The organism is Rhabdobacter roseus, assembly GCF_014202275.1.
GTDB classification, from domain to species: domain Bacteria; phylum Bacteroidota; class Bacteroidia; order Cytophagales; family Spirosomataceae; genus Rhabdobacter; species Rhabdobacter roseus.
Window position 1 is genome coordinate 30,849 of record NZ_JACHGF010000013.1, and the last position, 24,219, is coordinate 55,067.

25 protein-coding genes are annotated in these 24,219 nt (G+C 52.5%); 12 read left to right on the forward strand and 13 right to left on the reverse strand.

The features are described from left to right. Positions 1–14: 14 nt before the first annotated feature. The 6 genes from HNQ92_RS25205 (at position 15) to HNQ92_RS25230 (ending at position 7,937) form a co-directional block, all read left to right on the forward strand. Positions 15–2,270: a TonB-dependent receptor gene (locus HNQ92_RS25205; protein ID WP_184178672.1), complete on the forward strand. Its 2,256-nt coding sequence runs from the start codon at positions 15–17 to the stop codon at positions 2,268–2,270. A gap of 6 nt (positions 2,271–2,276) precedes the next feature. Next, entirely contained in the window at positions 2,277–3,188 is a 912-nt protein-coding gene (locus HNQ92_RS25210; protein WP_184178674.1) for a DUF4249 family protein, read from the forward strand. A 273-nt stretch (positions 3,189–3,461) separates the two neighbouring features. Further along, complete coding sequence (locus HNQ92_RS25215; protein WP_184178676.1) at positions 3,462–4,310, forward strand: sterol desaturase family protein; 849 nt, start codon at positions 3,462–3,464, stop codon at positions 4,308–4,310. A gap of 40 nt (positions 4,311–4,350) precedes the next feature. Further along, positions 4,351–6,882 carry a DUF5686 and carboxypeptidase-like regulatory domain-containing protein gene (locus HNQ92_RS25220; protein ID WP_184178678.1) on the forward strand — a complete coding sequence of 844 codons (2,532 nt, stop codon included), beginning with the start codon at positions 4,351–4,353 and terminating at the stop codon, positions 6,880–6,882. Between the two features lie 70 nt (positions 6,883–6,952). Then, positions 6,953–7,423, forward strand: a complete 471-nt coding sequence (locus HNQ92_RS25225) for a DUF2147 domain-containing protein (protein ID WP_184178681.1) — start codon at positions 6,953–6,955, stop codon at positions 7,421–7,423. 70 nt (positions 7,424–7,493) lie between these two features. Continuing rightward, complete coding sequence (locus HNQ92_RS25230; RefSeq protein WP_184178683.1) at positions 7,494–7,937, forward strand: DUF2147 domain-containing protein; 444 nt, start codon at positions 7,494–7,496, stop codon at positions 7,935–7,937. 129 nt (positions 7,938–8,066) lie between these two features. On the opposite strand, the gene HNQ92_RS25235 is transcribed toward HNQ92_RS25230, so the two are convergent. Next, the gene (locus HNQ92_RS25235) at positions 8,067–8,480 is read right to left on the reverse strand and encodes a PepSY-like domain-containing protein (RefSeq protein WP_184178685.1); all 414 of its coding nucleotides are present in this window, start codon (positions 8,478–8,480) and stop codon (positions 8,067–8,069) included. Between the two features lie 204 nt (positions 8,481–8,684). Here HNQ92_RS25235 and HNQ92_RS25240 point away from each other — a divergent pair, with 204 nt between their 5' ends. The 6 genes from HNQ92_RS25240 (at position 8,685) to HNQ92_RS29235 (ending at position 11,914) form a co-directional block, all read left to right on the forward strand. Further along, positions 8,685–9,278, forward strand: a complete 594-nt coding sequence (locus HNQ92_RS25240; RefSeq protein ID WP_184178687.1) for a phosphatase PAP2 family protein — start codon at positions 8,685–8,687, stop codon at positions 9,276–9,278. 687 nt (positions 9,279–9,965) lie between these two features. Continuing rightward, the gene (locus HNQ92_RS25245) at positions 9,966–10,331 is read left to right on the forward strand and encodes an ArsR/SmtB family transcription factor (protein WP_184178689.1); all 366 of its coding nucleotides are present in this window, start codon (positions 9,966–9,968) and stop codon (positions 10,329–10,331) included. Between the two features lie 3 nt (positions 10,332–10,334). After that, positions 10,335–10,544 carry a GDCCVxC domain-containing (seleno)protein gene (locus HNQ92_RS28800; RefSeq protein WP_246440827.1) on the forward strand — a complete coding sequence of 70 codons (210 nt, stop codon included), beginning with the start codon at positions 10,335–10,337 and terminating at the stop codon, positions 10,542–10,544. Between the two features lie 21 nt (positions 10,545–10,565). Next, on the forward strand, positions 10,566–11,189 hold the full coding sequence (merTP, locus tag HNQ92_RS25250; protein ID WP_184178691.1) for a mercuric transport protein MerTP: 624 nt from the start codon (positions 10,566–10,568) through the stop codon (positions 11,187–11,189). Positions 11,190–11,203: 14 nt separating this feature from the next. After that, entirely contained in the window at positions 11,204–11,536 is a 333-nt protein-coding gene (locus HNQ92_RS25255) for a heavy-metal-associated domain-containing protein (protein ID WP_184178693.1), read from the forward strand. A gap of 285 nt (positions 11,537–11,821) precedes the next feature. Beyond that, positions 11,822–11,914 (forward strand): hypothetical protein, encoded by a 93-nt coding sequence (locus HNQ92_RS29235; RefSeq protein WP_425504316.1) that lies wholly within the window; start codon positions 11,822–11,824, stop codon positions 11,912–11,914. Between the two features lie 39 nt (positions 11,915–11,953). Here the strand turns inward: HNQ92_RS29235 and HNQ92_RS25265 are convergent, their stop codons facing one another. The 12 genes from HNQ92_RS25265 to HNQ92_RS25320 all read right to left on the reverse strand — a co-directional run bounded on the left by HNQ92_RS25265 (position 11,954) and on the right by HNQ92_RS25320 (position 24,181). Beyond that, the gene (locus tag HNQ92_RS25265; RefSeq protein WP_184178697.1) at positions 11,954–12,604 is read right to left on the reverse strand and encodes a hypothetical protein; all 651 of its coding nucleotides are present in this window, start codon (positions 12,602–12,604) and stop codon (positions 11,954–11,956) included. Between the two features lie 114 nt (positions 12,605–12,718). Beyond that, entirely contained in the window at positions 12,719–13,171 is a 453-nt protein-coding gene (locus tag HNQ92_RS25270; protein WP_184178699.1) for a DUF305 domain-containing protein, read from the reverse strand. Positions 13,172–13,315: 144 nt separating this feature from the next. Further along, on the reverse strand, positions 13,316–13,873 hold the full coding sequence (locus HNQ92_RS25275) for a DUF2911 domain-containing protein (RefSeq protein WP_184178701.1): 558 nt from the start codon (positions 13,871–13,873) through the stop codon (positions 13,316–13,318). 5 nt (positions 13,874–13,878) lie between these two features. Next, the gene (locus tag HNQ92_RS25280; protein WP_184178703.1) at positions 13,879–15,942 is read right to left on the reverse strand and encodes a copper-translocating P-type ATPase; all 2,064 of its coding nucleotides are present in this window, start codon (positions 15,940–15,942) and stop codon (positions 13,879–13,881) included. A gap of 91 nt (positions 15,943–16,033) precedes the next feature. Further along, entirely contained in the window at positions 16,034–16,609 is a 576-nt protein-coding gene (locus tag HNQ92_RS25285; RefSeq protein ID WP_184178705.1) for a hypothetical protein, read from the reverse strand. 9 nt (positions 16,610–16,618) lie between these two features. Next, positions 16,619–17,251 (reverse strand): DUF2231 domain-containing protein, encoded by a 633-nt coding sequence (locus tag HNQ92_RS25290; RefSeq protein ID WP_184178707.1) that lies wholly within the window; start codon positions 17,249–17,251, stop codon positions 16,619–16,621. Positions 17,252–17,328: 77 nt separating this feature from the next. After that, on the reverse strand, positions 17,329–17,601 hold the full coding sequence (locus HNQ92_RS25295; protein WP_184178708.1) for a hypothetical protein: 273 nt from the start codon (positions 17,599–17,601) through the stop codon (positions 17,329–17,331). Positions 17,602–17,688: 87 nt separating this feature from the next. Then, the gene (locus HNQ92_RS25300; RefSeq protein WP_184178710.1) at positions 17,689–20,196 is read right to left on the reverse strand and encodes a multicopper oxidase domain-containing protein; all 2,508 of its coding nucleotides are present in this window, start codon (positions 20,194–20,196) and stop codon (positions 17,689–17,691) included. Between the two features lie 138 nt (positions 20,197–20,334). Next, complete coding sequence (locus tag HNQ92_RS25305) at positions 20,335–20,760, reverse strand: HYC_CC_PP family protein (protein ID WP_184178712.1); 426 nt, start codon at positions 20,758–20,760, stop codon at positions 20,335–20,337. Positions 20,761–20,897: 137 nt separating this feature from the next. Further along, entirely contained in the window at positions 20,898–21,845 is a 948-nt protein-coding gene (locus tag HNQ92_RS25310; protein WP_343063043.1) for a sialidase family protein, read from the reverse strand. A gap of 151 nt (positions 21,846–21,996) precedes the next feature. Beyond that, positions 21,997–23,481 (reverse strand): multicopper oxidase family protein, encoded by a 1,485-nt coding sequence (locus HNQ92_RS25315; RefSeq protein WP_184178716.1) that lies wholly within the window; start codon positions 23,479–23,481, stop codon positions 21,997–21,999. Between the two features lie 130 nt (positions 23,482–23,611). Continuing rightward, positions 23,612–24,181 (reverse strand): DUF3347 domain-containing protein, encoded by a 570-nt coding sequence (locus HNQ92_RS25320; protein ID WP_184178718.1) that lies wholly within the window; start codon positions 24,179–24,181, stop codon positions 23,612–23,614. Between the last annotated feature and the right edge of the window lie 38 nt (positions 24,182–24,219).

Sequence of the window (24,219 nt, forward strand, 5' to 3'; positions counted from 1 at the left end):
CACTTCTGACTTTCATGTGCTTCGCCCTGTCCGTTTCCGCCCAAAACGTCACGGTGAGTGGCTACATCCGAGATGCCGCCTCGGGCGAGTCGCTGATCGGGGCCACGGTGTACAATACCAACCACAAGTCCGGGACGGTATCCAACAATTACGGCTTTTACTCCCTGACCCTGCCCGCCGCCGATACGCTGGGACTGGTCTTCTCGATGCTGGGCTACGAACCCAAGGTCAAGAAAGTGGCCACCGCCGGCAACCTAAGCCTTACCGTGAACCTCAGCGAGTCGGCCCGCCAGCTCGCTGAGGTAACGGTAAGCACCACCCGCAACGACGACAACGTTTCGGCCCCGCAAATGGGGGTAATCGACGTGCCGATCAAGCAGATCAAAACCCTCCCGGCCGTGCTGGGTGAACGCGATGTGCTGAAAATCATCCAGTTATTGCCGGGGGTGCAGTCGGGGCAGGAAGGAACCACAGGCTTCTTCGTGCGGGGGGGCAACACCGACCAGAACCTGGTGCAGTTGGACGAGGCCACGGTCTATAACCCCAACCATCTTTTCGGACTGTTCAGCACCTTCAATACCAACGCCCTCAAAAACGTCACGCTCATCAAGGGCGGCTTTCCCGCCCAGTACGGCGGGCGGCTCAGTTCCATCCTCGACATCACGATGAAGGACGGCAACAACCGCAAGACCGCCGTGACGGGCGGCATCGGGCTGCTGACGTCTAACATCACGGTGGAAGGGGCGATTAAAAAGGAAAAATCGTCGTACATCGTCTCGGCACGGCGAAGCTACGCCGACCTGATCGCCAAACCCTTTCTGGGAAGTACCAGCTACTATTTTTACGACTTGAACGCCAAGTTCAACTTCTGGCTGGGCCAGCGCGACCGCCTTTTCCTGAGCGGTTTCACGGGTAAGGACAAGGCCGCCTACACCGGGGCCAACAGCCTGAACTACGGCATCGACTTCGGCAACAGCACCGCCACCGTCCGCTGGAACCACCAGTTTTCGAGCAAGCTGTTTGCCAATACTTCGCTGATTTACAACAGCTACCACCTGAGCTTGTCCACAATTCAGAACAAGTACTTCGCCCAGATTTATTCCGGCATCCAGGACCTGAACGCCAAGGTGGACGTGGAGTACTACGCGGGCAGCCGACACAAGCTGAGCGGCGGAGCCAACTACACGGACAACACCTTTTTCCCCGCCACCTCGTCGGCCAAAATCCCCAAGTCGGGCGTGGTGAAGTCCGTCAAACCCGACAGCATCGTGCGGCAGTACTCCAACATCCTGGCGTTTTACGCCAGCGACGAAATCAAGGTTTCCGACCGCCTGAGCCTGAACGCCGGGCTACGCATTCCCATTTTCACCCGCTTGGGCAAGCGCTACACGTTCCTGGAACCTCGGCTGAACGTCAAGTACGGCCTCGACGCCACGACCTCGCTCAAAGCCGCCTACACCGAAATGAACCAGTTCATCCACCTGGTTCCCAGCAGCACGGCTTCGTTGCCTACCGACATTTGGATCAGCAGCAGCCCCAAAGTCAGGCCCCAGAATAGCCGGCAGGTGGCCCTGGGTGTTTTTAAGAATTTCAAGGAAAACGCTTACGAAACCAGCGTGGAAGTATATTACAAGACGATGCACAACCAGGTACTTTTCCGGGAAGGCACCCAGCCGCTGCTGACCAATGACATCGAGACGACGCTGGTTTTCGGCAAGGGAAACAGCTACGGCGTCGAGTTTTTTGTCAGGAAAAACGAGGGAAAGCTCACGGGCTGGGTTTCCTACACCTTGTCCAAAACCACCCAGCAATTCGACTCGCTGAACTTCGGCAATCCGTTCCCCTTCCGCTACGACAAACGGCATAACCTCAGCGTGGCGGGCAGTTATGAACTCAACCCAAAGTGGACGTTCTCGGCGACCTTCGTCTTCACCAGCGGCGGGGCGTTCACGCTGCCCGTGGGCCGGATTCCGGTCTTCCAGGACGGCTCGCTTTACGACGGCATATACTCGGACTACACCGCCCGCAACAACTACCGCCTGCGGCCCTACAATCGGCTGGACGTGAGCGCGATCCTGCACCAGCCGCAACGCCATTTATTCCAAAAACGCTACGACGCCGAGTGGATTTTCGGGATTTACAACGTGTACAGCCGCCGCAATCCTTACTTCGTCTATCTGGCCACCGACCCGATTACCAAGCAGCCCGCCGCCAAACAGGTTTCGCTGCTGCCCATCATCCCCAGCGTGAGCTACAACTTCAAATTCTGATTCGTCATGGTTCGTTTTCCCAAACAATTTCTCCGCACCAACTGGCCGACTTTCGTGATCTGGCTGGCCGTGACCGGGCTGCTGGCCTGTGAAAAGAACATCAGCGTACCGCCCCAGCCTTACGTCAGCACGGTTTCCATCCAGAGTCTGCTGAGTCCGGGCGAGCGGCCCGTGCTGTACTTCGACCGCACGGTGCCCTACTTCGACGCCAAACAGAGCAATGTCCACCTTTTCATCCGGGATGCACAGGTGACTATTACGGCGGGCGATGTAGTGGATAGGTTAATACCCGACTCGTCCTACAACGGCTTCCGGTGCAGCTACGAGTATTTTTATCGGGGAAAACTGCCCGTGAAAAGCAACGCCGATTACCGCCTCAACATCCAATGGCAGGGACAGAATTACACCGCCACAGCCAGCACCGACTTGCCCGTCACGCCCATCGACAGCGTCAGCTACGTGTCCAGTTTTAAGGATTTGTACGGCGATCACGAGGGCATCGTCATCAACTTCAAAGACCAAAACCGCCCCGCCACCTACTACCGCTACACGATGGCGCGAAGCATCGACAGCACCGTTCACGATGCCACCGGGCTAAAAAGCCCCTGCCTGACCGACCAGAAAGTGCGGGTGCTGGAAATCGGACGGACGGTTTACCCCAGCCGGGGCAACGCCGAACTGACCATCGTGGCCGAACCCACCTATCTGCACAAAAAGGGCGACGTGGGCTACATCCGGCTGCAAACGATGGATCGCCACACCTACGATTTCTACGACCAGCTCGACCGCCAGAAACTCGCCCAGTTCAACCCGTTTGTGGAGCCGGTTTTTCTGAAACCCACCCAGTTCAGCAATGCCATCGGCGTGTTCGGGGCCATCGCGGTTTCGGATTCGGTGCGGTTCATGTATCCCGAGTGAGGAAAACCATTCCAAATCCGTGGGCGAAAGTATTAATTTTCGATTAAAAAACCCTACTGACCCAACCTTTCCGGCACTACTTCCAACTTGTCAGTAGTGGCCACTTATTTTTTTCCCAGTTGCAAAAGTTTTTGTCGATGGACAGGCTTAGCAGGCTTCGCCAAACGGCGAAGCAACATCTGAATTCATCCGGTTAATACCTGTCTTTTCCTCATTTCTCAAAAAACCGACTTCGGTTTTTACACAATTCTTTTGCCCAACCAAATCAAAATAATGCACAACCTCCAAGACTACTTCGCCCATCAGCCCGACTCGCACCGCATCGCCGTGCTGACTATTTCCATCTTTGTTTTCTGGAATATCGAGAACGCTCTGGCGCTCGATATGAACTACAAGAAATGGCGACACGCGCTCACCAACAGTTATTTTATGCTTGTGGATGCGCCGGTGCAGTTCGTGCTGGGCGTTGCGCTGGCTTTCGCCACGGGTTGGGTCGCCATGCACCAATTTGGCCTGATTTACTGGCTGCCACTGCCAAATGTATTTACTCAATTCGTCGTCAGCTTCGTGTTGCTAGACTTGCTGGAATACGTCTATCACCGCTTCATGCACATTTTCACGCCGCTCTGGATGGTGCACCTTGTCCACCACAGCGACCGCAACCTGGACAGCTCTACGGTATTGCGGGAACATCCGCTCGAAACGGGCGTTCGCCTTACGCTGCTGGTGCTGTGGGTGTTCGTCACCGGAGCGGGTTTATGGATGGTACTGGCCCGGCAGTTCTTTCAGGTTATTTCCAACGTCTTTACCCACAGTAATTTTCGGCTGAATGACAAACTCGACCGTGTCCTGAGCCTGCTCATCGTGACGCCCAATATGCACCACGTCCATCACCACTACCAGCAGCCCTACACCGATACCAACTACGGCGACGTGCTGAGCGTGTGGGACCGGATATTCGGCACGTTCAGCCGCCTTTCCGCCGACGAGGTAGTTTTCGGCGTGGACACCCACATGGCTTTGGAGGAGAACGCCGACTTCAAGAATCTGCTCGCGATGCCCTTCGGGCCGCACCGGGAATCGGAAGATTTTAGCGAAGAGTGGGTTTGGCAAAATGCCTAATTGCTTTTTAGCAAGACCTCACCTCCCAACAACTCAAATCATGAAAATCTTAGTAAATATTACCCTCCTCGTATTGCTTTACGTCTTCAATGGTCTGACGACGGCTTCGGCCCAGACGACGCCCCCGCCCTTCGTGCTGAAAGGCAAGGTGCTGGACAAAGTCTCGGGCGAGGGCGTACCGTTCGCCAGCGTCTATCTGAAAATGGGCCAAAACGGCATGACCACCGACGAAAACGGTGCTTTCACGCTCACAGTGAAGGCTTTTCCCGATACGCTGCTGGTGTCGGAAGTGGGCTACGAGCAGCAGAAGCTGGTCATTGACGCCAAAACGTTGCCGACGCTGACCGTGAATCTACTAGCCGTCGCGAATCAGTTGCAGGAAGTGGTGGTGATGTCGTACCGCGACCCCGGCAAGACGCTGATGAAAATGGTGATCGCCCACAAGAAGGACAACGACCCCGCCCGGCTGCTTAACTTCGTCCGCAACGACTACATGCGCACCGAACTGGACATCGAGAATTTTACGACCGAGGAACGGCGCTCGCTGCTGGGCAATATCATGAGTGTTTATCAGAAGTTCAACGCCGACACGGCCAACACGGCTTCGCTGCCCGTGTATTTCAAGGAAGAATATTACAAGGAGTACCACGCCAAGGCTAACCAAACCGACGCCAAGTACCTGATCGCCCAGAAAAATCTGGGGTTGCAGACCGACGCCCTCGGGGCCAAGTTCGACAAGTTCAACATCCGTCCCAACGCCTATGATGGCGTAATTCCGATCTTGAAGACCTCGTTTCTCGGCCCGGTCTCGGATTTGGGCCTGGCGTTTTACGACTATGCCAAGCCTGATACGCTGGTGGAGAACGGCGTGTTCACTTACCTGCTGCATTTCAGCCCCAAACACAAAAATGAGAACACCTTCGAGGGGACGCTGTGGATTGAATCGGATTCCTACGCCGTGAAGAAGGTGGAAATGGTGACCAGCCCGACGGTCAATCTGAATTTTATCCGGCAGCTTTCGGTGAAGCAGGAATTCGCGCCCATCCGCGATTCCGACAAGGGTACCGTATGGGTGCCCGTCCGGAGCCGGGTGAGTCTCAATTTCGAGAACGGACTGGGACTGCTGGGCCTGCCGGGCCGCATCGATTCCACGGGCCGCACCGTGAAGTTGATGTCCAGCAGCGACTACTCCGACTACAAGAGCAACGTGGACGGCATCGACGCCGACAATTTCATGGGGCCGGAGCGAACCGACAATACGACCGCTTACTTCGAGGATTCGTACCGTTTGTCGGCGCTGACATCCCGCGAGCGGGCCATTTACCAAACCGCCGACTCGCTCAAGCACAACAGCCGCTTCGTCAACACCACGCAATTTGCCACGTTTCTGTTCAGTGGCTACTGGGATTTCGGCAACCGCTGGCGGATGGGACCGTACAGCTCGCTGGTGAGCGCCAACCAAACCGAAGGTGTCCGCTTTCGGACAGGGTTGTGGTCGATGGAGGGCGTGAGCCAGAAGTGGAATTTCTGGGGCTACCTGGCCTATGGCACCCGCGACCGCCGTTTCAAAGAGGGCGTGGGTATCAAATACGTGCCCGACCGTGTCAACTACCGGAAGTACGAGATTTCGTTCAAAAACGACTACGACGCCCTGACCGATTTCAGCGATGCTCTCGATAACGACAACGTGTTTACCCTCGCCTTGCGCAAGCCCATTCCAGTATATCAGAATTTTCTGCGCCAGGTCAGGATTTCCCACGAGCGCGACCTCAGCCACGACTGGTCGTCGCGAATCTTTTATTCCTACGGCTCGATCACGCCCACGTTCCAGTTCAGCTACGTGCCTTCCGACGATTTCATCAGCCCCACCGACCCGGCCTACGCGCTGCTGCACACGCTGCATAACTCGGAAGCCGGCCTGACGCTCCGCTACGCCCACAACGAGCGGTCGGTGATTTTCAACTACGACAAGCTGCGCATCCAAACGCGCTATCCCATCGTGAGGCTGGACGTCAGCACGAGCGTTCCGATCTACCGCAACACCTACTTTGACTACGTGAAAGCGAATCTGAGCGTGTCGCAGGACGTGCCGATGCCGCTGAAAGGCAGCCTGTACTACAACCTCAGCGCGGGCAAGGTTTTCGGCAAAGTGCCACTGTTGTTGCTGCACATTCCACGCGGCAACCCCTACTACATCGCCGACCGCTACGCTTTCTACGGCATGAGTCCCTACGAATTCGCCGCCGACCGCTACGCCAGCCTGCAGACGCGCTACTCGCTGGGCGGGCTGATTCTGGATCGCGTCCCGCTGCTCAACAAGCTGCACTTGCGCGAGCGACTGACGGCCAACCTCTATTGGGGCGACCTGACGAAGGCCAACACCGATTTCAACCAGATCAACGCCGTGCGCACCACGGGCCGCACGCCCTACGCCGAGGCGGGCGTGGGCGTCGAGAACATCTTCAACTTTTTTTCCATCGACTGCATCTGGCGGCTCAACCACTTGCAGGGCGCGGATCAGGCCCGCATCACCCGCTTCGGGATTTACACGGGTGTCAAGATTCAGTTTTAACCACTCCGACCTTAACTCTTTTCAGTAAAAAATCATGAAATCTATCCTCATTCTCTCAATCCTTCTCACAATGAACACGCCCAGAACGTACCCGCTGCCAGGCTTTTTGCCCACGTCGGCTTTTGCCACCCCGATTACCCCTCAGGAAACCGCCAACGCCGACAGGATGCTCGGCAAGTGGATGTCCGAAGGCAGAGACCTCGAAGTGGAGGTATTCAAAGCGAAAGACCGCTATGCGGCCCGAATCGTCTGGTTCGATTGCACGGCTCCCGGCACGCCCAAGATGAGCGAACATTTCGACACCGAAAATCCCGACCCCGCCCTGCGCAGCCGCCCCTGGCTGGGCATGGTCGTGGTGGACGACTTGAAGTATGATGCCCAGAAAAACGAATGGAGCGGCGGCAATATTTACGACCCCAACTCGGGCCACACCTTCCGGTCGGTGGTGCGGTTGACCTCGCCGCAGAAACTGGTCGTACGGGGGTACTGGGGTATTGAGTTTTTCGGGAAGAGTTTGAATTTCAGTCGAGTGGCGCGGTAGAAAAGCCTTCTTTGCCAGGAATCTGTATTATTCATTCCTGATTTTTTTGTATCCTTAAAAATCTGAAACCATGAAAGCATTACTCATACTATCGATCCTGTTTTTCGTAAACCCACAAAGCAAAGTGAACTCCGACCAGGTGCTGGGCCGCTGGATGTCGGAAGGCAAAGACCTGGAAGTGGAGGTGTTTAAAGTCGATGACCGCTACGCCGCCCGCATCGTGTGGTTCGAATGCAACGAGGCTACGCCCCGCAAGCTGGCGGCCCACCGCGACACCGAAAATCCCAATCCCAAACTGCGCGGCCGCTCGTGGTTGGGCAGGGTGGTGGTCGATGACTTGCAGTTCGATAAAGCAGATAATGAATGGAGCGGCGGCAACATCTACGATCCCAACTCGGGCCACACATTCAAGTCGGTGGCCCGGCTTAGTTCGCCCCATGAAATGGTCGTGCGGGGGTATTGGGGATTCGAGGTGTTTGGCAAAAGCGTACATTTCAGTCGAGTGGAAAAGTGAGTCGTGGCGTCTTTGTTCACTGATTAGGGTTACTACCCGACAAAAATTTTTCTGTGATCCTGACATACAAAGAGGGAGTCAAGTGCTGCAGGTGCTTGACTCCCTCTTTGTAAAAAGACCAGGCCTGGCTTAGTCCATCTTGACGGCCTTGCCGCTGGCGTCGAAGATCAGGTCCTTGCCGCCGACTTCAGCCTCGTAATAGGTTTTACCGCCTTTCTTGATGATGGCGGCTTCTTTTACCTTTTTGCCTTTAAGGGCGGCTTGTACGGCAGTGGGCAGTTTCGAGGTGGAGATTTCGGTTTCGACTTCCTGCTCTACACCCTGCGGGTTATACACCACCGACATTTCTTCTGTACCCTGCTCGAAGTTTACTTCAAAATCGCCGTTTTTTTCTTTCTCCCACTCCACATCACTGGCGTTGGGGTAAGCTTTCGTGAAGGCCGTCTTGACAGTGGCGGGTACTTTGTCGGCTTTCACTTTCTGGGCGTTGGCGCTGAACATAGAGGTTGCGGCTAAGAGGGCCACTAGAATCATGCGTTTCATAGTTTGGATTGTTTTAAAGTGAATTAATGATACAAGAATACGGCTCAATTCTGGTGCAAATCTGGAAAGGGGCGTAGACTTAGACATTTCAAAAAAATGGTTCTCCCATTGGCAAATACAGAAATTCTACAGGTTTGGTGATTTGGTTTGCCCAGACTTGACTGTCTCCCATTTCAAAATCGCCCATCGCCAATTCATCATAAAATGAAAGCACTTCGCTTCTATTGTCTGCTTACTCTGACGATTTTCTCCACCGCCTCGGCCCAAAACGCCGATATCCGGCTGCTGCGTGATATTAACCTGAATCGCAACACCCAACTCGACGGCTTTTTCAAGGGCGTGACCAATACGACCGTACTCGTTGCTTTCAGCGTCCCGGTGATCGTAATGGGTGTTGGATTAATCAAAAACGATGTTCCCACGCAACGAAAAGCGGTCGTGATCGGTGCCGGGTTGGTGGCATCGTCGGGGATTACCTACGTGATGAAAAGGGCGATCAATCGACCCCGGCCTTTCGTCACCTACCCCGGCATCCAGAAACTGACCGATGGCGGCAGTCCCTCTTTCCCTTCGGGCCACACGTCCCTAGCCTTTGCTACAGCTACGTCACTGAGCCTGGAAAATCCCAAATGGTACGTCATAGTTCCTTCCTACGCTTGGGCCGGGGCGGTCGGCTACTCGCGGCTGCACCTGGGCGTCCACTACCCGAGCGACGTACTGGCGGGGGCGGTCACCGGAGCCGGTTCTTCTTTTGTGACTTATAAAGTGAATCGCTGGTTGCAGGGACGGAAAAAGTGAGGGTTATTTTCGGTTCGGCTCCATATTTCTGGAAACGAGGTCAAACCCGGAAAAAACCTGTTTCGCTCAGGCAACCCTGCAGAAATTTATCTGCCTCATGGATATATCGTATTTTGCGATTTAATAAGTATAACATTAGACGAAGCGGTTGTTGAACATTGGCGCACCGTCGCTCGACGCAATGTCATTGTGTATCGTACCCATTTTTTATTCGACTCGGATTGCCCCATAGGGCAAAAGTCGGTCGTCCCAAGGGACTAGCTATGTAATATCATTAGATGTCCCCTTGAATAAGGACCTTTATGAACTAGGGCAGAAATCAACAGCTCAGACTATGAATCGCAAGACATTGTAGAAAAAAACTTCGTCACGCCGGAGTCAGCATCATACCGATTGGGCGCTCAAAACATTAAGTTGATTAAAATCCCCTAGCGAACATCCCGAGTTATCGGCTGTTTGAACCCCAATTTCTCACAATCTTCGCCAGCCAAGATCGGTTTTATTCCCTATCTTAACAATTATCACCAAACATACGAGAACCCATTAAGAAAATGGTTGTAAAGTGTTATCAAACCGGATTTGTCAAATCTAAAGAGTTCGAATCATCTGTCTTTTTCTTTTTAACAGGAACTAATTAAAAGAATTTCGGGTGTTAATTAAGTAATTGCTTAAATAATATCAAAATCCATGAAAATCAGTGAGTGTACACGGGTAGTGGCGGACGAAAGCCAGTTGAACCAATGCAAAATTGAACTGGCTTTGGTTAATGATGAAATCCGGGAATTGTCCAATATATTGAGTCTGGCAGGGAATGAGGTTCGCTTTAAAATTCTCTTCCTGCTCAGCCGAGAAGGGCAGATGTGCCCCTGTGACCTCAGTGATGTACTGGATATGTCTATGCCGGCGATTTCGCAGCACCTGCGCAAAATGAAGGATAAGGATTTAATCCGTTATAAAAAAGTAGGACAGACCATCTTTTATTCTTTGAACGAAGACTATGCCGATTTGCTGAATCTTCTTTTTATCCGACTCAAAAAAACACAACTAGTTTAGCCCATGGCCGTACAACTCGAATCAACGATTACCTGCCCGGAGTGCCAATACCAGAAAACCGAACAAATGCCGGAGGATGCCTGTCAGTTTTTTTATGAATGCGAGCAGTGCAAAACCGTTTTGCGCCCTCAGTCAGGCGACTGTTGCGTCTATTGCTCCTATGGTACAGTACCTTGCCCGCCCATTCAGCAGGATAAATCCTGCTGTCAATAACCCCCTGTTTTATAAACTGATATGGAAACCAAAAACAATTCAGGTAAGCTTTTTGTAGCCGGCACCCTGACGGCGCTCGGCGCTTCCCTCTGCTGCATCACGCCGGTGCTGGGGGTAATGGCTGGTATAGGAGGGGCGGCGGCGACCTTTTCCTGGCTGGAACCCTTCCGGCCTTATTTGATTATTCTTACGTTGGGTATGCTGGGCTGGGCCTGGTACCGAACACTGAATCCCCAAAAGCAGGCCATGGACTGTGCCTGTGAAGAGGATGTGAAGAAACCTTTCATGCAGAGCAAAACCTTTTTGGGAATCATGACGGTGGTGGTTCTGCTGCTAATGGCTTTTCCCTACTATTCCGGAGCTGTGTTACCTTCCCCATCAACCTCAGTGGCTGTGGCTTCGGATGTTCCGCTCCGGCAGGCCCGGCTGGATATCCGGGGTATGACCTGCTCAGGGTGTGAAAGTAGTGTCACGCATGCCTTGTCTTCCAAAAAAGGGGTGACGAAAGCTACCGCAAGCTACGAAGCGGGCCTGGCCCGGGTAACCTATGATCCCAGTATGGTAAGCCCTGAAGTCCTGAAAAAAGCCATCGAGGAAGAAGTTGGTTATACGGTAACCAATTTTGAACTTTCAGATAATCACTAATCCAACAAACTAATATGAAAACTCTAATTGTAGGACTCGTAGTTGCCTTCGTCAGCCTAACGTCTTCGCTGGCCCAAAGCACAGCAAACCAAAAAATCGAAACACAAAAGCCGGAAACCTCCCAATGGGTAACCTTGAAGGTGACGGGTATGACCTGTGCGGGCTGCGCCAGTCATATTCACAAAGCCCTTTCAGAAAAAGCGGGGGTATTGGATCAGGAAGTAAAATATCCGGGTGATTTGGTCCGGGTGAAATTCGATCCTGACAAAATTAAAGGGCCGGAAGTTCAGCGGACCATCGAGAGGCTGGGATACAAAGTCAGTGCGGTGGAAACTCAGTCTAAATAAGCTTGCCTTACAGACAGACCAGGACGAAGCGACCATTGAAAACCAACGGGTCTTCAATGCCACGGGTAGGGTACCTGAAATTGACCTACTGGATATGGAAAAGGGACAGGCAGCCTCTTGTAAAAAAGGGGTACAGGTAAACGAGGATCTTCAAAGCGTTACCCCCCAAATATACATGCAGCCGGATGCCTATGCCTATAAAGTTATAATCAGCAGGGAGTAAGGTACTATCCTGGGGCTCACCTGGTGGGACCCGCGGCGGGCGAAACCATCAACCTGTTTGCGATGGCTATAAAAGGAAAACTTACGGTGAAGGATCTGAAAAGCATGATGTACAGCCACCCTTTCTGGGCGTCTGATCTGAGTAATATGGTTTAAGGGTTGACTGTGCCGGCCTATCCCCGCATAATTTTACTTTTAATAACCGTCAGGTAGGGGAGTGGGTTGCATGGCTCGGGGCATACCCTGCTGTACAAATTCCGAAACGGCTTTATGGGCATGCTGTTGAATCAGCTTAACTACCCGCGGATCGTCGGAGGTTTCCACAACCACGATGCCGTTCTCAATGTCTTGATACTCAATCTTTATTTTATCAGCCTGATCGAATAGTTCGCGAAAGAGGGGGTCCATTTGCCGGATAGGCTTCTTCTCTTCCATTCTCTCTTTCATCTGCCGCACATGCTGTTGGATAACGGAGGCCAGTTGAGGGTCATCAGAAGTCGTCCAGGTTTTTACCCCATTGGGCAGATTTTCCACCCGGCGGGATATATTACCGTGCTCCATCAACAGTTGCCGGATACTCCTCATATCCTCCATCATGCCGGGTTCCATTTTGCCAGACATCATAGCCTCATGCATTTCTTCAGTCATCATGCCTTCTCCCTGCATCATGTGTTCTCCGTCCATCCTACCGCCCCCCATCCCCTCATGGGATGGCCCTTCACTCCTGGTAGCAGGAGGTTGGCTTTCCGACTGGTCATTATCAGAACCACACCCAATCAGGATCAGGGTTGAGAGCGCCAGCAGCACGAAATAGGTTTTTACTATAACCAATTGGAATCGTTTCATAGGGACTTAAAATTTAATGATTTGATACAGGCGTTTCCTAATCGCTAAAATTCTTTTCCATCTATTAATCTCAATCCAAAGAAATAGTAGAGAACGACAAATTTACCCCCAAACTCACTTTTCGAGACGATCCAACATCGCTTTCATCTGAGCGATCTCCTTTTCCTGGGCCTTGATAATGTCGTCGGCAAGCTTCCTCACCTCCGGGTCTTCAATCAAAGCATTCTGGCTTGTTAAAATAGCTGAGGAGTGGTGTGGTATCATAGCCTTCATGTACTGCACGTCCCCCACCAACGTTTGGTTTCTTAGCATGGCAAACACCCCCACAAACACACTGATGCTGACGACATAGATGGCAGTGTTGATTTTTTTATCTTTATACATACCTCCCATGAATAATAGCATAAACACAGCCATGGGTGCTACCATCAGCAGCGTCATATAAAGCCGGTTCAGGCTAAGATAGATGTGATCAACGCTATCTACATTCAGGAACATTACGGAATACATCACGACGAACGAAACCGCCAGCATTAAGGCGAATTTAGAATAGGAATTGCTTTTCATTGTATGGAAGTGTTAGGTGAATAAACAGTAAAAAAATACCAATATAGAGTACCCATAATCAGATAAGACCTTCGGGAATTCACTTTGTAGCTACCCGTTTTTCTGCATGCCTGACTCCTTTTAAAAAGAGTCAGGCACTTGTGTTTATTTATTCTGAAAGGGCAGTGAAACGCTTAGTTTGTCCCAGCGCATCTTTATCTCGCCTTTCTTTTTACCCTCAGGTACTACCTCGTAGGTAAGGGCTTCAGTTACGTTCTGGTGCATTTCGGGTTTTACCTGTACCCGTACGATGTCCTGCTCGGGCTTGTAATCATCGGCCAGATGCATGTCCCAGTCCTTACTAAGGATCAGCGTCCACTCCTTGGGTCCGGGAATGGTAAAAAAACCATACTTGCCTTTCGGAACCAGCTTGCCGTTGATGGTAACGTCCTGAGAGAAATCGATCCAGGTCGCTTTGTGGGCACCCGAAGCCCATACCTGGTCGTAGGCCACCAGCCCATTCCAAATTTGTCGCCCCCGCACACTGGGCGAGCCGTAATCGACATGAACGTGGTTGTCACCCACCATGGCCATGGCGGATTGCCGGGGACTTTTGGGCTTGGGTTTGGCCGTTTCAGATTCGGCCGGTTGATGATGCTCGTGCTGGGCATAGGTAGCGCTGCTAATCAGGACGGCTACAAAGACATGGAGGGTGGTTTTCATATAAACTATTGGATTTGGTTGGTTTTGATTTGGTTCTTTAAAAGTTGGGCATTGATGGCCACAACGATCGTACTAAGGCTCATGAAGACGGCCCCGATGGCCGGTCCTAACACGAAACCCGATGAGTAAAACACCCCGGCAGCCAGGGGGATAGCGAACACGTTATAGCCCGTTGCCCACACCAGATTCTGGATCATCTTCCGATACGTGGCCTTGCCGAACAGGATCAGATTGGCTATATCCTGCGGATTGCTATTGACGAGAATGATATCGGCCGTTTCGGCTGCCACGTCGGTTCCTGAACCAACCGCAATACCCACATCGGCCTGGGCCAGCGCGGGGGCGTCGTTGACTCCGTCGCCCGTCATGGCCACAAACTCGTTTTTCGATTGTAGTTCTTTTACAATCTCCACTTTCTGGTGGGGAAGTACCTCGGCGTAGTAGCCATCCAGCCCGAGATGATCACTGACCGCTTTAGCGGTTTTCTCGTTATCACCGGTGGCCATCAGTACTTTGATATTATTCCGTTTAAAGACCGCAATGGCCTCTTTGGATTCGGGGCGGATCTCGTCGGCCAGGGCGATGTAGCCGGCTAATTTTCCTTCGACCAGTACAAATACAATGGTTTCGGCGGCATCGCCGGAAGCCGCCTCCGGGAGCGTAATATTCGCATCCCGAAGGTAGCCCGGACTCACTACTTTCACTTCTTTCCCTTCCACTATTGCCTCAACCCCCTTGCCCGTAATGGCGTGGAAGTTTTCCGGCTTTGGTACGTCTATCTCATCTTCTTTTACTTTCCGCATAATGCCTACGGCAATGGGGTGTTCGGAACTTTGCTCCAAAGCACTCGCCAGCCTGAGCAGTTCTTTGGAGGTATAGGCGGGATCAACGGATTCGAGTCGGGTTACGCCAAAATTGCCCCTGGTAAGGGTACCCGTTTTGTCAAAAAGCAGGGCGGTAATCTTGCGGGATTCCTCAAAGGCGGTCCGGTTGCGGATGAGCAGCCCGTTCTGTGCCGATACTGACGTGGATATGGCTACAACCAGAGGAATAGCCAGACCCAGGGCGTGCGGACAGGTAATGACCATGACGGTAACCATGCGTTCCAGGGCGTAGACGAAAGGAAAACCGAGTAATAGCCACACGGCCAGGGTGCCAAAGCCAACCGCCAAAGCGATGTAGGTGAGCCATTTGGCGGCCTTGTCCGACAGGTTCTGCATTTTAGACTTGGATTTCTGAGCCTCCTGGACCAGGGTAATTACCTTCGTCAGGTAGCTGTCTTTTCCGGTATGCAGTACCCGAACCCTCAGGGAGCTGTTGCCATTGATCGAACCCCCGATTACCCGGTCGTTGACCACTTTTTTAGCGGGCTTTGACTCTCCCGTCAGCATGGACTCATTCAGGTAGCCGGAGCCTTCGACCAGAAGTCCATCGGCGGGTACCTTTTCACCGGGCTTCACCAGAATGATGTCTTCTTTTTGCAATTCTTCCAGTTTAATATCTTCTATACTATCACCCCTTACCCGGTGGGCTTCGGCCGGCATCATGCTCACCAGCAGTTCCAGCGATTTGGAGGCTCCGAGTACGCTTTTCATTTCGATCCAGTGCCCCAATAGCATAATGGCGATCAGGGTAGCCAGCTCCCAGAAGAAGTCCATGCCCGGCAGACCAAACACCGTGGCGGTACTGTAAAAGTACGCCACGCTGATGGCCATCGCTATCAGCGTCATCATACCGAGCGCCCCCTCTCGTACCTCATCCCAGAAACCCTTGATAAACGGCCAGCCTCCGTAAAAGTACACCACGGTGGAAAGGGCAAAAAGAACGTAGTTGCTACCGGCAAATGTATACTCATAACCAAAGAACCCCTGGATCATGGGCGAGAGAAACAGGATGGGAACCGTAAGTACCAGCGTTATCCAGAATCTCTTCTTGAAATCTTCAATCATCATCCGGTGGTGGTCGTGGCCCATGTGGCCATGACCCGGATTGGACGAATGCGACATCTGACCATGATCCATTTTTGAATGATCCACTGGTCCATTCGTGGCATGCTTATGGTTTTCCATTGTCTTTTTATTTTTATGATTCTCTATTATAGAAGCATAGCAGGTACTAATTAATTAAAGTCTTACTGCATTGCTACTTTTGAAAATCGATTTACACACTATTTTTATCGCCCATGCTACGGTTCAGACCTTGTTTTGGAGTCTTTTTTATCCATTGAAAGCTTAACCAGTATACCAGGACTGGCAAAAGGGTAAACTGTAACACCGGGGATAATCCTACCTCCACAAAAGGCAAAAGAGGCATGGATTCTGCATAGGCCCAGTTGCCTTCCCAGGTGTGCCGTATTTCCGCCAGAATGGCTCCCAAAGCCCCTACGCTCATCAGGGCAAGTACCCGCCCCACGGTAGGGCTTCCCATCCAAAGGGGCTCCTTCAAAATGGAAGCAAAACCCTGATAAAGCAGGAGTACCATTAGTACATCGGCTAAGGAAGCCAGGGTACAAAAGCTGATATGCTGAAAATCGTAGACATACCCTTCGTACAGGGGCCCTTGGGCCAGCTCCCAGGTTAGGTTGAGGACAAAGGCCAGAATGGCGATCCGGGCTATCAATCGTTTAAAAAAAGCTTGATCCTCCGTTTTTTTCAGCAGGAACACATACGTTCCTATCACCAGTGAGAGTACAATCACCGGAACGATAAACAAGCTTACATGGAGGTCTTTTAGCATACGTACTGCTTAATGGCTATGCTCTTTTTCTGATTCCAGATAATGACCCTGAGGGCCAACCCCTTCAATGAATACCAGCTGAGCCCCGTGGTGACCGGCCAGGCTTACGGTGTAGGCAGCGGCCAGCAATGTTAAGGCCACTACTGCCTCCGCCCAGGTTTTTCGGTGAAATAAAAAATGACTCAGTCCTTTAAACACGGTGGCAATGCCACTAAGCCAGAGGGTCCATTGGGCGTAGGTATCGTGGGTTTCGTATACCTTTCGGGCCTGTTCCGTCAGGTCGCTTACGTGGGGGTGGGTCCACACGGCGGCGGCATAGGCGCCGACAAAGCCCACCAGAACAGCTCCCATGACGATCCAGCTCAGCGCTTCCCTGAAAACAAAGAATGAAATCAGTTGAAGTACCGCGGCAAAAACCAGCAGCATAATGGGTATATGTACTACCAGCGGGTGAAGGTTAGGAAAGTCACTCAGCTCAGCGGTGCCGGTAACGTGATGTTCTGAATGCATGGATTCTTCCTCTCGCTGGTTTTGTGTAGCGGCCTGTATCGATTCGGTAGTGTCCTGATGTTCGTCCGAATCGTTGTCGTGGGCTAAGGCTGCCGTGGAAAGAAACAGTAGCATCAGGATTTTTCTGTTCAATACACTGATTGCTTGTAACATACCTGCGATTTTTTGTGAATAAAAAGTACCACCTATCGGCAAAGTAAACGTGCTTATTAAGATTCAGGCCTGAGCCTGTCTACGAGTTTCTCTTTCAATTCGGTAAGTGAGGCGTGCAGGAACTGGTTGCTATCTCCTGAAAGCTCCATCATTTTTTCAGATAGCTCTTTTTCAAAGACCTGCCGTTGCTTTCGATAGGCCTCTTCTTTCATATCATCAGAAGAGAGTTCCCTATCCTGGTAGCGCGTTTGTAGTTCGCGTTGGTGCTTTTCCAGTTCAGCTTCGGCGTACGTCCGGAATGTTTCCAGGGGTTGTGTGTTCTTTTCCATTGTTTTTAGTTTAAAGGTTTAGTATTCTAATTAGCATGGGTCCGGGCTTTACCGTAAAGCCCGGGACTGTTCAGTCCGGAGGGTGGGTCAAAACCGAACCGTCAGCCCACCCCCTGCCCCGAAACGGTTGTCGTAACTTCCCATGAGTGAGACATTCCGGGACAGAAAGTACTCCATACCCACCGTCCAGGTTACCTCCTTACTGAAACTACCTGCCCCCGGTACTCTTTCGCGCTCCGGGCGTTTTATCCACCCGAAATCGGCCCGGTATTCAAATTCTCCGAACAGATTGGTGCGGGGGAAAATCATGAGCTCGCGGCTCAGGCGCAGTTCGGGCCGCAGGCGACTATCCAGCCGTAGGTCCAGATTGATCAGGTAGGGGGTCAAGAAGCGAATTCCGCCGATGGCCGTAACCACCCTGTCCTCGGGGGCACCGCCACGCTCGTTCTCGACATTGACCCCGCCAAAAATCCGGAAGTAGTCGTACAGGTAGCGCTCATAGGTGACCTCCGCCTCCATGGCTTTGTTCCAGCCATATTCGGCCCGCAGGTTAAACTGGTTGCGGATATTGGAGGACACCAGATTGATGTGGGCCATGTGGGAGGCGACATCCGCCACTCCCCAGGTATAGAAGTGATTGCCTTCGTTGAGCAGTTTTTTCAAGGGATACCGCGCCATGCGGGGATCGCGCAGGGTGTCATAGCTGTACACCCGCGCCATGCCGGCCATCATATGGTACAGGACATGACAATGAAAAAACCAGTCACCGTATTCCCGGGCATCAAACTCGATGGTGATTTTTTGCATAGGTGCCACATTGACCGTATGCTTTAAAGGCGAATAGTCCCCGTTTTCATTGAGAACCCGGAAGAAATGCCCGTGAAGGTGCATGGGGTGGTGCATCATGGTCAGGTTATTGAGCGTGATGCGTACCACCTCTCCCTTTTTAATTTTTATCTTATCCGCCTCCGAGAGGGGGACGCCGTTCATGCTCCAGATGTACCGCCACATGTTTCCGGTAAGGTTGAGCAAAATCCGCCGTACTGGCCTTGGCTCGTCTGGGTCCATGGGGATAGTCGTTTTCTCCGGAGATTTCAGGTAGTCATAGTTGTATTCCGAAAACATGCCCATGTCCATCCCTGAATGATCCATGCCGGGCATTTCCATACCGGGCATTTTGCCCTTTTTCATGGGTGCTTTACTATCTTCCTTATCGGCGTGTTTCATCTTGGCCATGGAACTATCCGGCTTTGGGGACATTGCCGAGTGATCCATTTTCGAATGATCTATGCCGGGCATTGCCATGCCGGGCATCTCTTTGTTTTGGTCAGCCTTCTTTTTGTGGTTCATCCCTTTCATCCCGGAATGATCCATTCCCGGCATATCCTTTCCTGGCATTGATCCGCCTTCCGAAGCCATGTCACCCTCCATTTTCATCCCCCAGTTGTTCATCATTTCTTTCGGTTCTTCGCGGGCTGGGTTGAATTTCATGGCCGGTGCCCCCATGCGCATATCCATGGCCGCCATTTGCTTCATCATCGCATACTGGTCGGGCCGGGGAAGTACCGGAGCGGCTACTACTTCGCCCTTACCCAGGTAGGTGGAGGTGTGACCGGACCCGTCCTGGGCCATGGCCCTGATTTCCAATTTCCCACTCGCAGGTAGGGTGGTAATAAAGTCGTAGGTTTCGGCAATGGCGATGAACGTCTTGTTGCGCCGGACGGGCACCACATCCAGGCCGTCGGCGGATACCAGCAGCGGATCTTCACCTCCGAACGTGAGCCAGAACTGGGAGGAAGCGGCCGCGTTGATGATCCGGACCCGGACCTTATCACCGGGGTTGAATTCGGGATAGTCGTGTACCTGCTGACCATTGCTCAGGAAGGCAGAATAGTAGACGTCGGCAATGTCCATGCTTTCCATTCGCTGTTTCCAGAAGTTGAGCTGCGCTTTGAAAGCCCCCCTGGCAATCACCCGGTTGAGTGGAGTGGTGGTGTTCTTTCTAATGTTGTACCACTCGTTTTTGCGCTTCAAATTACGTAGTACATTCCTGGGTTGCTGGTTGGTCCAGTCCGACAGCACCAGCACCAGGTCTTTATCATAGTCCAGGGTTTTTTCTTTCGGTTCGATTACGATGGAGCCATATACGCCACTCTGCTCCTGAAGCATGGTATGGGAGTGGTACCAGTAGGTGCCCGATTGTATAAGCTCGAATTCGTACTTGAAGGTAGTGCCCGGCGCAATGGGCGGCGTGGTGAGGTAGGGTACTCCGTCGAAGAAGTTGGGAAGCAGGATGCCGTGCCAGTGGACCGAAGTCTCTACGTCCATCGTATTCTTAACGTAAATCACCGCGTACTCTCCTTCGGTAAAGCGAAGGTTGGGCCCCGGTATGCCTCCGTTCACGGTCATACCCGTTACGGGCTTTCCTGCCAGCTGTACGGTTTCCCTGGAAATGACAAGCGTATATTCACGGACGGGTAAATTGTTCTTATTCTGGGCAGAAACGGGGACTTGACATATAGCGGAGAGGATCAGCAGGCTAAAAAGGGACCTCCGTAACCACCCGAACAGCAGGGTATGTAGTAATGCATTCATGTTTTTTCTATTTGATGTGATGACGCGAGGCTTAAGCATAGTGGGGTTGTCCGGTTAAGGCCTCGCATCGTAATTGTAGGTTGGGGCAAAACCCCCTTATCCCACCATCAGGTGGGTGGCAGAATGCCAATTACGGCATCAAATAAGAAAAGTCTGGAAAAGTACCTGCACATCCCGGGCAGGTAGGGGCGGCGGTGGATAAAAAGAAGTTTTCTGAAATTTCCCCCCGATAAGCAGCTTTTCAGAGAGGAAGATGTAAAGGGGCGGGGTCAATCCGCCATGGCTACCCTGAACCAGGGAAGTGGCTTCGGTGGGGTGGTTATCATCGGTTTGAAGTACCCGCTGCTGATTGTCGCAGCAGCGCCCTGCCTTCAGATTATGCCCTGGCCGGTCGCATTCAGGGGACGCAGTGCTTTGCTCACCCATGCCACAGTCCAGCGTAGTCCCGCCCAGCGAAAGCGCACTCTTCACCGCATGCCCCCCACAGAAATGGGTGGTCAGGGAGAAGCCCACATTGCTTAGCAACAGGACCAGCGATAGCGATATGGCAATGATTTTTTTCACCGAATCAAATGTACATTTCGTCCCCTGGAATTGTATTACATAATTTTTAATCTTTATTGCATAATTTTTGTGCCACTGCAAGGACTTTCCGCAAAATTCTTTCGAATTATACATAGGTGCTAAACACAAGATTTAGCTTACTCAACCCCTGCCAGTACCTTCCCCCGGATGGTTCCCCCGTCCTCCCAGACACAAAAAGCCCGGTTGCCAGAAAGCGGGACTACCCGTGGGTACCTGCCACTTCCCACTAACTCCGGGCTGTCTTTTCCGGGAATCAGGCCCCATACCTGCCCGGTCTGATGCCACACCAGGAAGGTGGACTTTCCACTGATAGCGATTGCGGCATTCCGCCCCTCCGCCACAGATTGCTCCTTATCCCCGGCTCTTGCGAGGTACAGCTGGTTATTCCGCCTCCACACAGTGGTAAGCGTATTCCGACGGTCTACGGTGAGGTCACCCCCATCCATGGGGCAGGCGTTGAGCTGCCAGGTACCTTCCCCGATTTTGATGGGAGAACCAAATGACAGACCGCCATCGCTGGATTGAGCCACGTACATGTCCCGTGCGCCGGAGATCCAATTCCTGAACATAACATACACCTGCTTGCCTTCCATGAGCGCCGTGGGCTGGCAGCATTCGCACACGGTAGAGTCAGGTGAGCGGTAGACAAGCCGGTTTTTACTCCAGGACCGGCCATGGTCATTAGAATTGGCACCGTAAATCTTGTTTTTTTTATCCTCTCGCAAGTCCAGCCAGGTCACGAAGAAATTACCCTCTCCATCCCCGGTCAGGGCATTGAACCCTTCCTTAGCTACTTCGGGCAGGTCGTTGACTCTGATGCGTGAGCTCCAGGTACCTTTTGTCCGGTTGTAGGTATAGGCATAAATATCTCCCAATCGATCAATGGCCGTAATGACGACTGTCTTCCGCGAAGACGCAATCCTGGGCCCCCGCGATGCTCCCAAATGTAGGCCAGGCAGACTGTCTACCAGCACGGGCGTTGAAAAAGTTTTGCCCTGATCATCGGAATGGGAGTAGTAAATCTCGTTTCGATTTCCAAAGACTAACTCAAAAGATCCATCCACTCCCAGATACAATGCAGGCTGTAAGCCTTGCGTAGAAAATAGAGGATGCTGAGCTTGGGACGAGGAAGCCCCTGACAGGAGTAGAAGAAAGTATAGGGCGAAGGTCCTGCTGCGCTGATGCATGCGGCTGTTTGTTTAGGGTTTGAAAATTTTACTTCACTTCATAGTTGAGCATCATGCCGTCGTCCTCATGTTCGAGGTTGTGGCAATGGAAAACAAACTTACCACTACGCTGAAAACGCACAATGACCCGGACGGTTTCTTTGGGCATTACCAGCACGGTATCCTTCCAGCCCTTCTCGTGCGCCATCAGGCTGTCCCGCCCCCCCGAGCGGCCTACGACCTGAAACAGGGTGCCATGCAGGTGCATGGGGTGCGGCTCGTCGCCCATGCTGTTGTCAAACTCCCAAATTTCGGTACTATTCAGCGCAACACTCTCGTCAATCCGGGCAGCGTCGTAGGTTTTGCCGTTGATCGTATGCATACCGGCCATGGACTTTTTGTTTGAATGCCCACCAGCCCCGTGCATGGCGTCCCCAATGGCAAACTTACGTGTTTTGGCTGTGGATGCGGGAGACAGAGTAGTTAGAGCAGGAAAAGAAGCGGGCATTTTGAACGGGTCGGCCTCACTGCGGTTTACCATGAACTTCACCAGCTTAAAGGTCTGGCTTCCCTGGGAGCCAACGCCACTGAACGCACTGCTTTGCAGAAACACCTCGCTATTCAGCGCGGCTTTGCTGAAATCGACCAGCAAATCCACCCGCTCGCCCGGTGCGAGCAGCAGGCTGCTTACCCGTTCGGGGGCCGGTAACAAACCTCCATCGGATCCTATGACGTGAAAAGCATCGCCATTGCTCAGCGCCAAATTGTAGATACGGCCATTGGAGCCGTTAAGCAGCCGGAGTCGGTAAGTCCGGGTGGCCACCGGATGGAATGGGGCATTCACGCCGTTTACGACAATGGTGTCTCCCATGTAGCCCACCATAATCTCCGGCATGGTAGGGTTATAAACCGGAGCCCCGGCTGCACTCAGGCGTTTGTCCTGAATCACCAGGGGAAGCTCGAATTCGCCGGAAGGTAGTTTGAGGGCTCTTTCTTCCGGCGAATCGACAATGAATAACCCGGCCAGGCCCATATACACCTGTTTGCCCGTTTGCATGTGGGGGTGTGGATGATACCACGCCATTGCCGCCGGTTGATCAAGTGTAAAAGAATAAGCGAAGGATTGGCCTGCCTTGACCAATTGATCGGGATGCCCATCCATATTGGCGGGCACCACCAATCCGTGCCAGTGGATGTTGGTTTCTTCGGTGAGGGAATTGGTAAAAGGAATCGTGACCGGTACCCCGCGCTCTACGCGGAACGTAGGTCCCATCATACTGTCATTGTAGCCCAGCGCACTGGCCGGCTTGCCCGGTACGATGGCATGGGTCTGGGTGCCGGCTTTGAGGCTCGCACCCTCTGCCACTGTTTTCATCAGGGGCAGAGGGGTCGTGAAAGCCCCCTCCTGAATGGTGGGTGCCACGGCACTCATCTCCGCCATATCATGATTCATGCAGCCGGTCAGCAGGCTTTGGCCGGCTCCCACGGCTACCGCTCCGAATCCCAGCGTTTTCAAAAACTCTATTCTGTTCATACTCTGTTTGCCCGAATGAAGTTGGACCTGTTTTTTATGTATACTACCTTCTTTCTTTCAAATGAATACGGTGGGTCCACAAAGCAGGCACTTGTCACAGCACCCGCTTCATGAACCCGCGTCCGGTTTATTATTGGATGCTCTCCTTGTTTTCGCCACAGGACATCATCTTCTCTCCCATATACGGATTTCTGATTTCTTCGGTTGAGCTCAGCCAGGAGGCACCCTTGTTGTCAAAAGCCATAGGGCAATACTGCACGTAAACTTTGCCTTCGGAGAGCCCAGACTGCTTCACCATTTTCATCATATCGTTGCTCATGGTTTCGTAGGCTTCGCGTTGGGCTTCTACCGAAGAGGCCGCCGAAATCTTCGAAGCCGCCGACGCAAGGCTATTTCCGCCCGACACCTCTTTGGCACCCGCCTCAATGGCATTGGCAGCTACTTTGGCCTCGGCCATATCGGCCCGGGTCAGGGCGGTGGTCAGGTGCATGTAGTGCTGGTAAACGGCATTCAGCTTATCGTCCTTGAGCACCACCGGACCAGCCGCTGCGCCCATCGATTCCTGGTTTTTCATCATCGATTCGTTATGCTCCATAGCCGCATGGTCGTGGTTGTCGGCATGGTCATCCTCTTTGTTGCCACAGGCAGACACCATCAATGCCAGCGCAAGCGGCATGGCTACTCTCAGTACATTTTTCATAGTTTGAATGAATTTGTTGGTTGATATTTATTGTTGAT

Coding starts and splice junctions, on each gene's coding strand:
- HNQ92_RS25210 (WP_184178674.1), top strand. CDS start 2,277: ATGGTTCGTTTTCCCAAACAATTTCTCCGCACCAACTGGCCGACTTTC.
- HNQ92_RS25315 (WP_184178716.1), bottom strand. CDS start 23,481: ATGAACAGAATAGAGTTTTTGAAAACGCTGGGATTCGGAGCGGTAGCC.
- HNQ92_RS29235 (WP_425504316.1), top strand. CDS start 11,822: ATGGCTATAAAAGGAAAACTTACGGTGAAGGATCTGAAAAGCATGATG.
- HNQ92_RS25270 (WP_184178699.1), bottom strand. CDS start 13,171: ATGAAAAGCAATTCCTATTCTAAATTCGCCTTAATGCTGGCGGTTTCG.
- HNQ92_RS25240 (WP_184178687.1), top strand. CDS start 8,685: ATGAAAGCACTTCGCTTCTATTGTCTGCTTACTCTGACGATTTTCTCC.
- HNQ92_RS25300 (WP_184178710.1), bottom strand. CDS start 20,196: ATGAATGCATTACTACATACCCTGCTGTTCGGGTGGTTACGGAGGTCC.
- HNQ92_RS25225 (WP_184178681.1), top strand. CDS start 6,953: ATGAACACGCCCAGAACGTACCCGCTGCCAGGCTTTTTGCCCACGTCG.
- HNQ92_RS25235 (WP_184178685.1), bottom strand. CDS start 8,480: ATGAAACGCATGATTCTAGTGGCCCTCTTAGCCGCAACCTCTATGTTC.
- HNQ92_RS25280 (WP_184178703.1), bottom strand. CDS start 15,942: ATGGAAAACCATAAGCATGCCACGAATGGACCAGTGGATCATTCAAAA.
- HNQ92_RS25285 (WP_184178705.1), bottom strand. CDS start 16,609: ATGCTAAAAGACCTCCATGTAAGCTTGTTTATCGTTCCGGTGATTGTA.
- merTP (WP_184178691.1), top strand. CDS start 10,566: ATGGAAACCAAAAACAATTCAGGTAAGCTTTTTGTAGCCGGCACCCTG.
- HNQ92_RS25265 (WP_184178697.1), bottom strand. CDS start 12,604: ATGAAACGATTCCAATTGGTTATAGTAAAAACCTATTTCGTGCTGCTG.
- HNQ92_RS25295 (WP_184178708.1), bottom strand. CDS start 17,601: ATGGAAAAGAACACACAACCCCTGGAAACATTCCGGACGTACGCCGAA.
- HNQ92_RS25205 (WP_184178672.1), top strand. CDS start 15: ATGTGCTTCGCCCTGTCCGTTTCCGCCCAAAACGTCACGGTGAGTGGC.
- HNQ92_RS25320 (WP_184178718.1), bottom strand. CDS start 24,181: ATGAAAAATGTACTGAGAGTAGCCATGCCGCTTGCGCTGGCATTGATG.
- HNQ92_RS25245 (WP_184178689.1), top strand. CDS start 9,966: ATGAAAATCAGTGAGTGTACACGGGTAGTGGCGGACGAAAGCCAGTTG.
- HNQ92_RS28800 (WP_246440827.1), top strand. CDS start 10,335: ATGGCCGTACAACTCGAATCAACGATTACCTGCCCGGAGTGCCAATAC.
- HNQ92_RS25230 (WP_184178683.1), top strand. CDS start 7,494: ATGAAAGCATTACTCATACTATCGATCCTGTTTTTCGTAAACCCACAA.
- HNQ92_RS25220 (WP_184178678.1), top strand. CDS start 4,351: ATGAAAATCTTAGTAAATATTACCCTCCTCGTATTGCTTTACGTCTTC.
- HNQ92_RS25275 (WP_184178701.1), bottom strand. CDS start 13,873: ATGAAAACCACCCTCCATGTCTTTGTAGCCGTCCTGATTAGCAGCGCT.
- HNQ92_RS25215 (WP_184178676.1), top strand. CDS start 3,462: ATGCACAACCTCCAAGACTACTTCGCCCATCAGCCCGACTCGCACCGC.
- HNQ92_RS25255 (WP_184178693.1), top strand. CDS start 11,204: ATGAAAACTCTAATTGTAGGACTCGTAGTTGCCTTCGTCAGCCTAACG.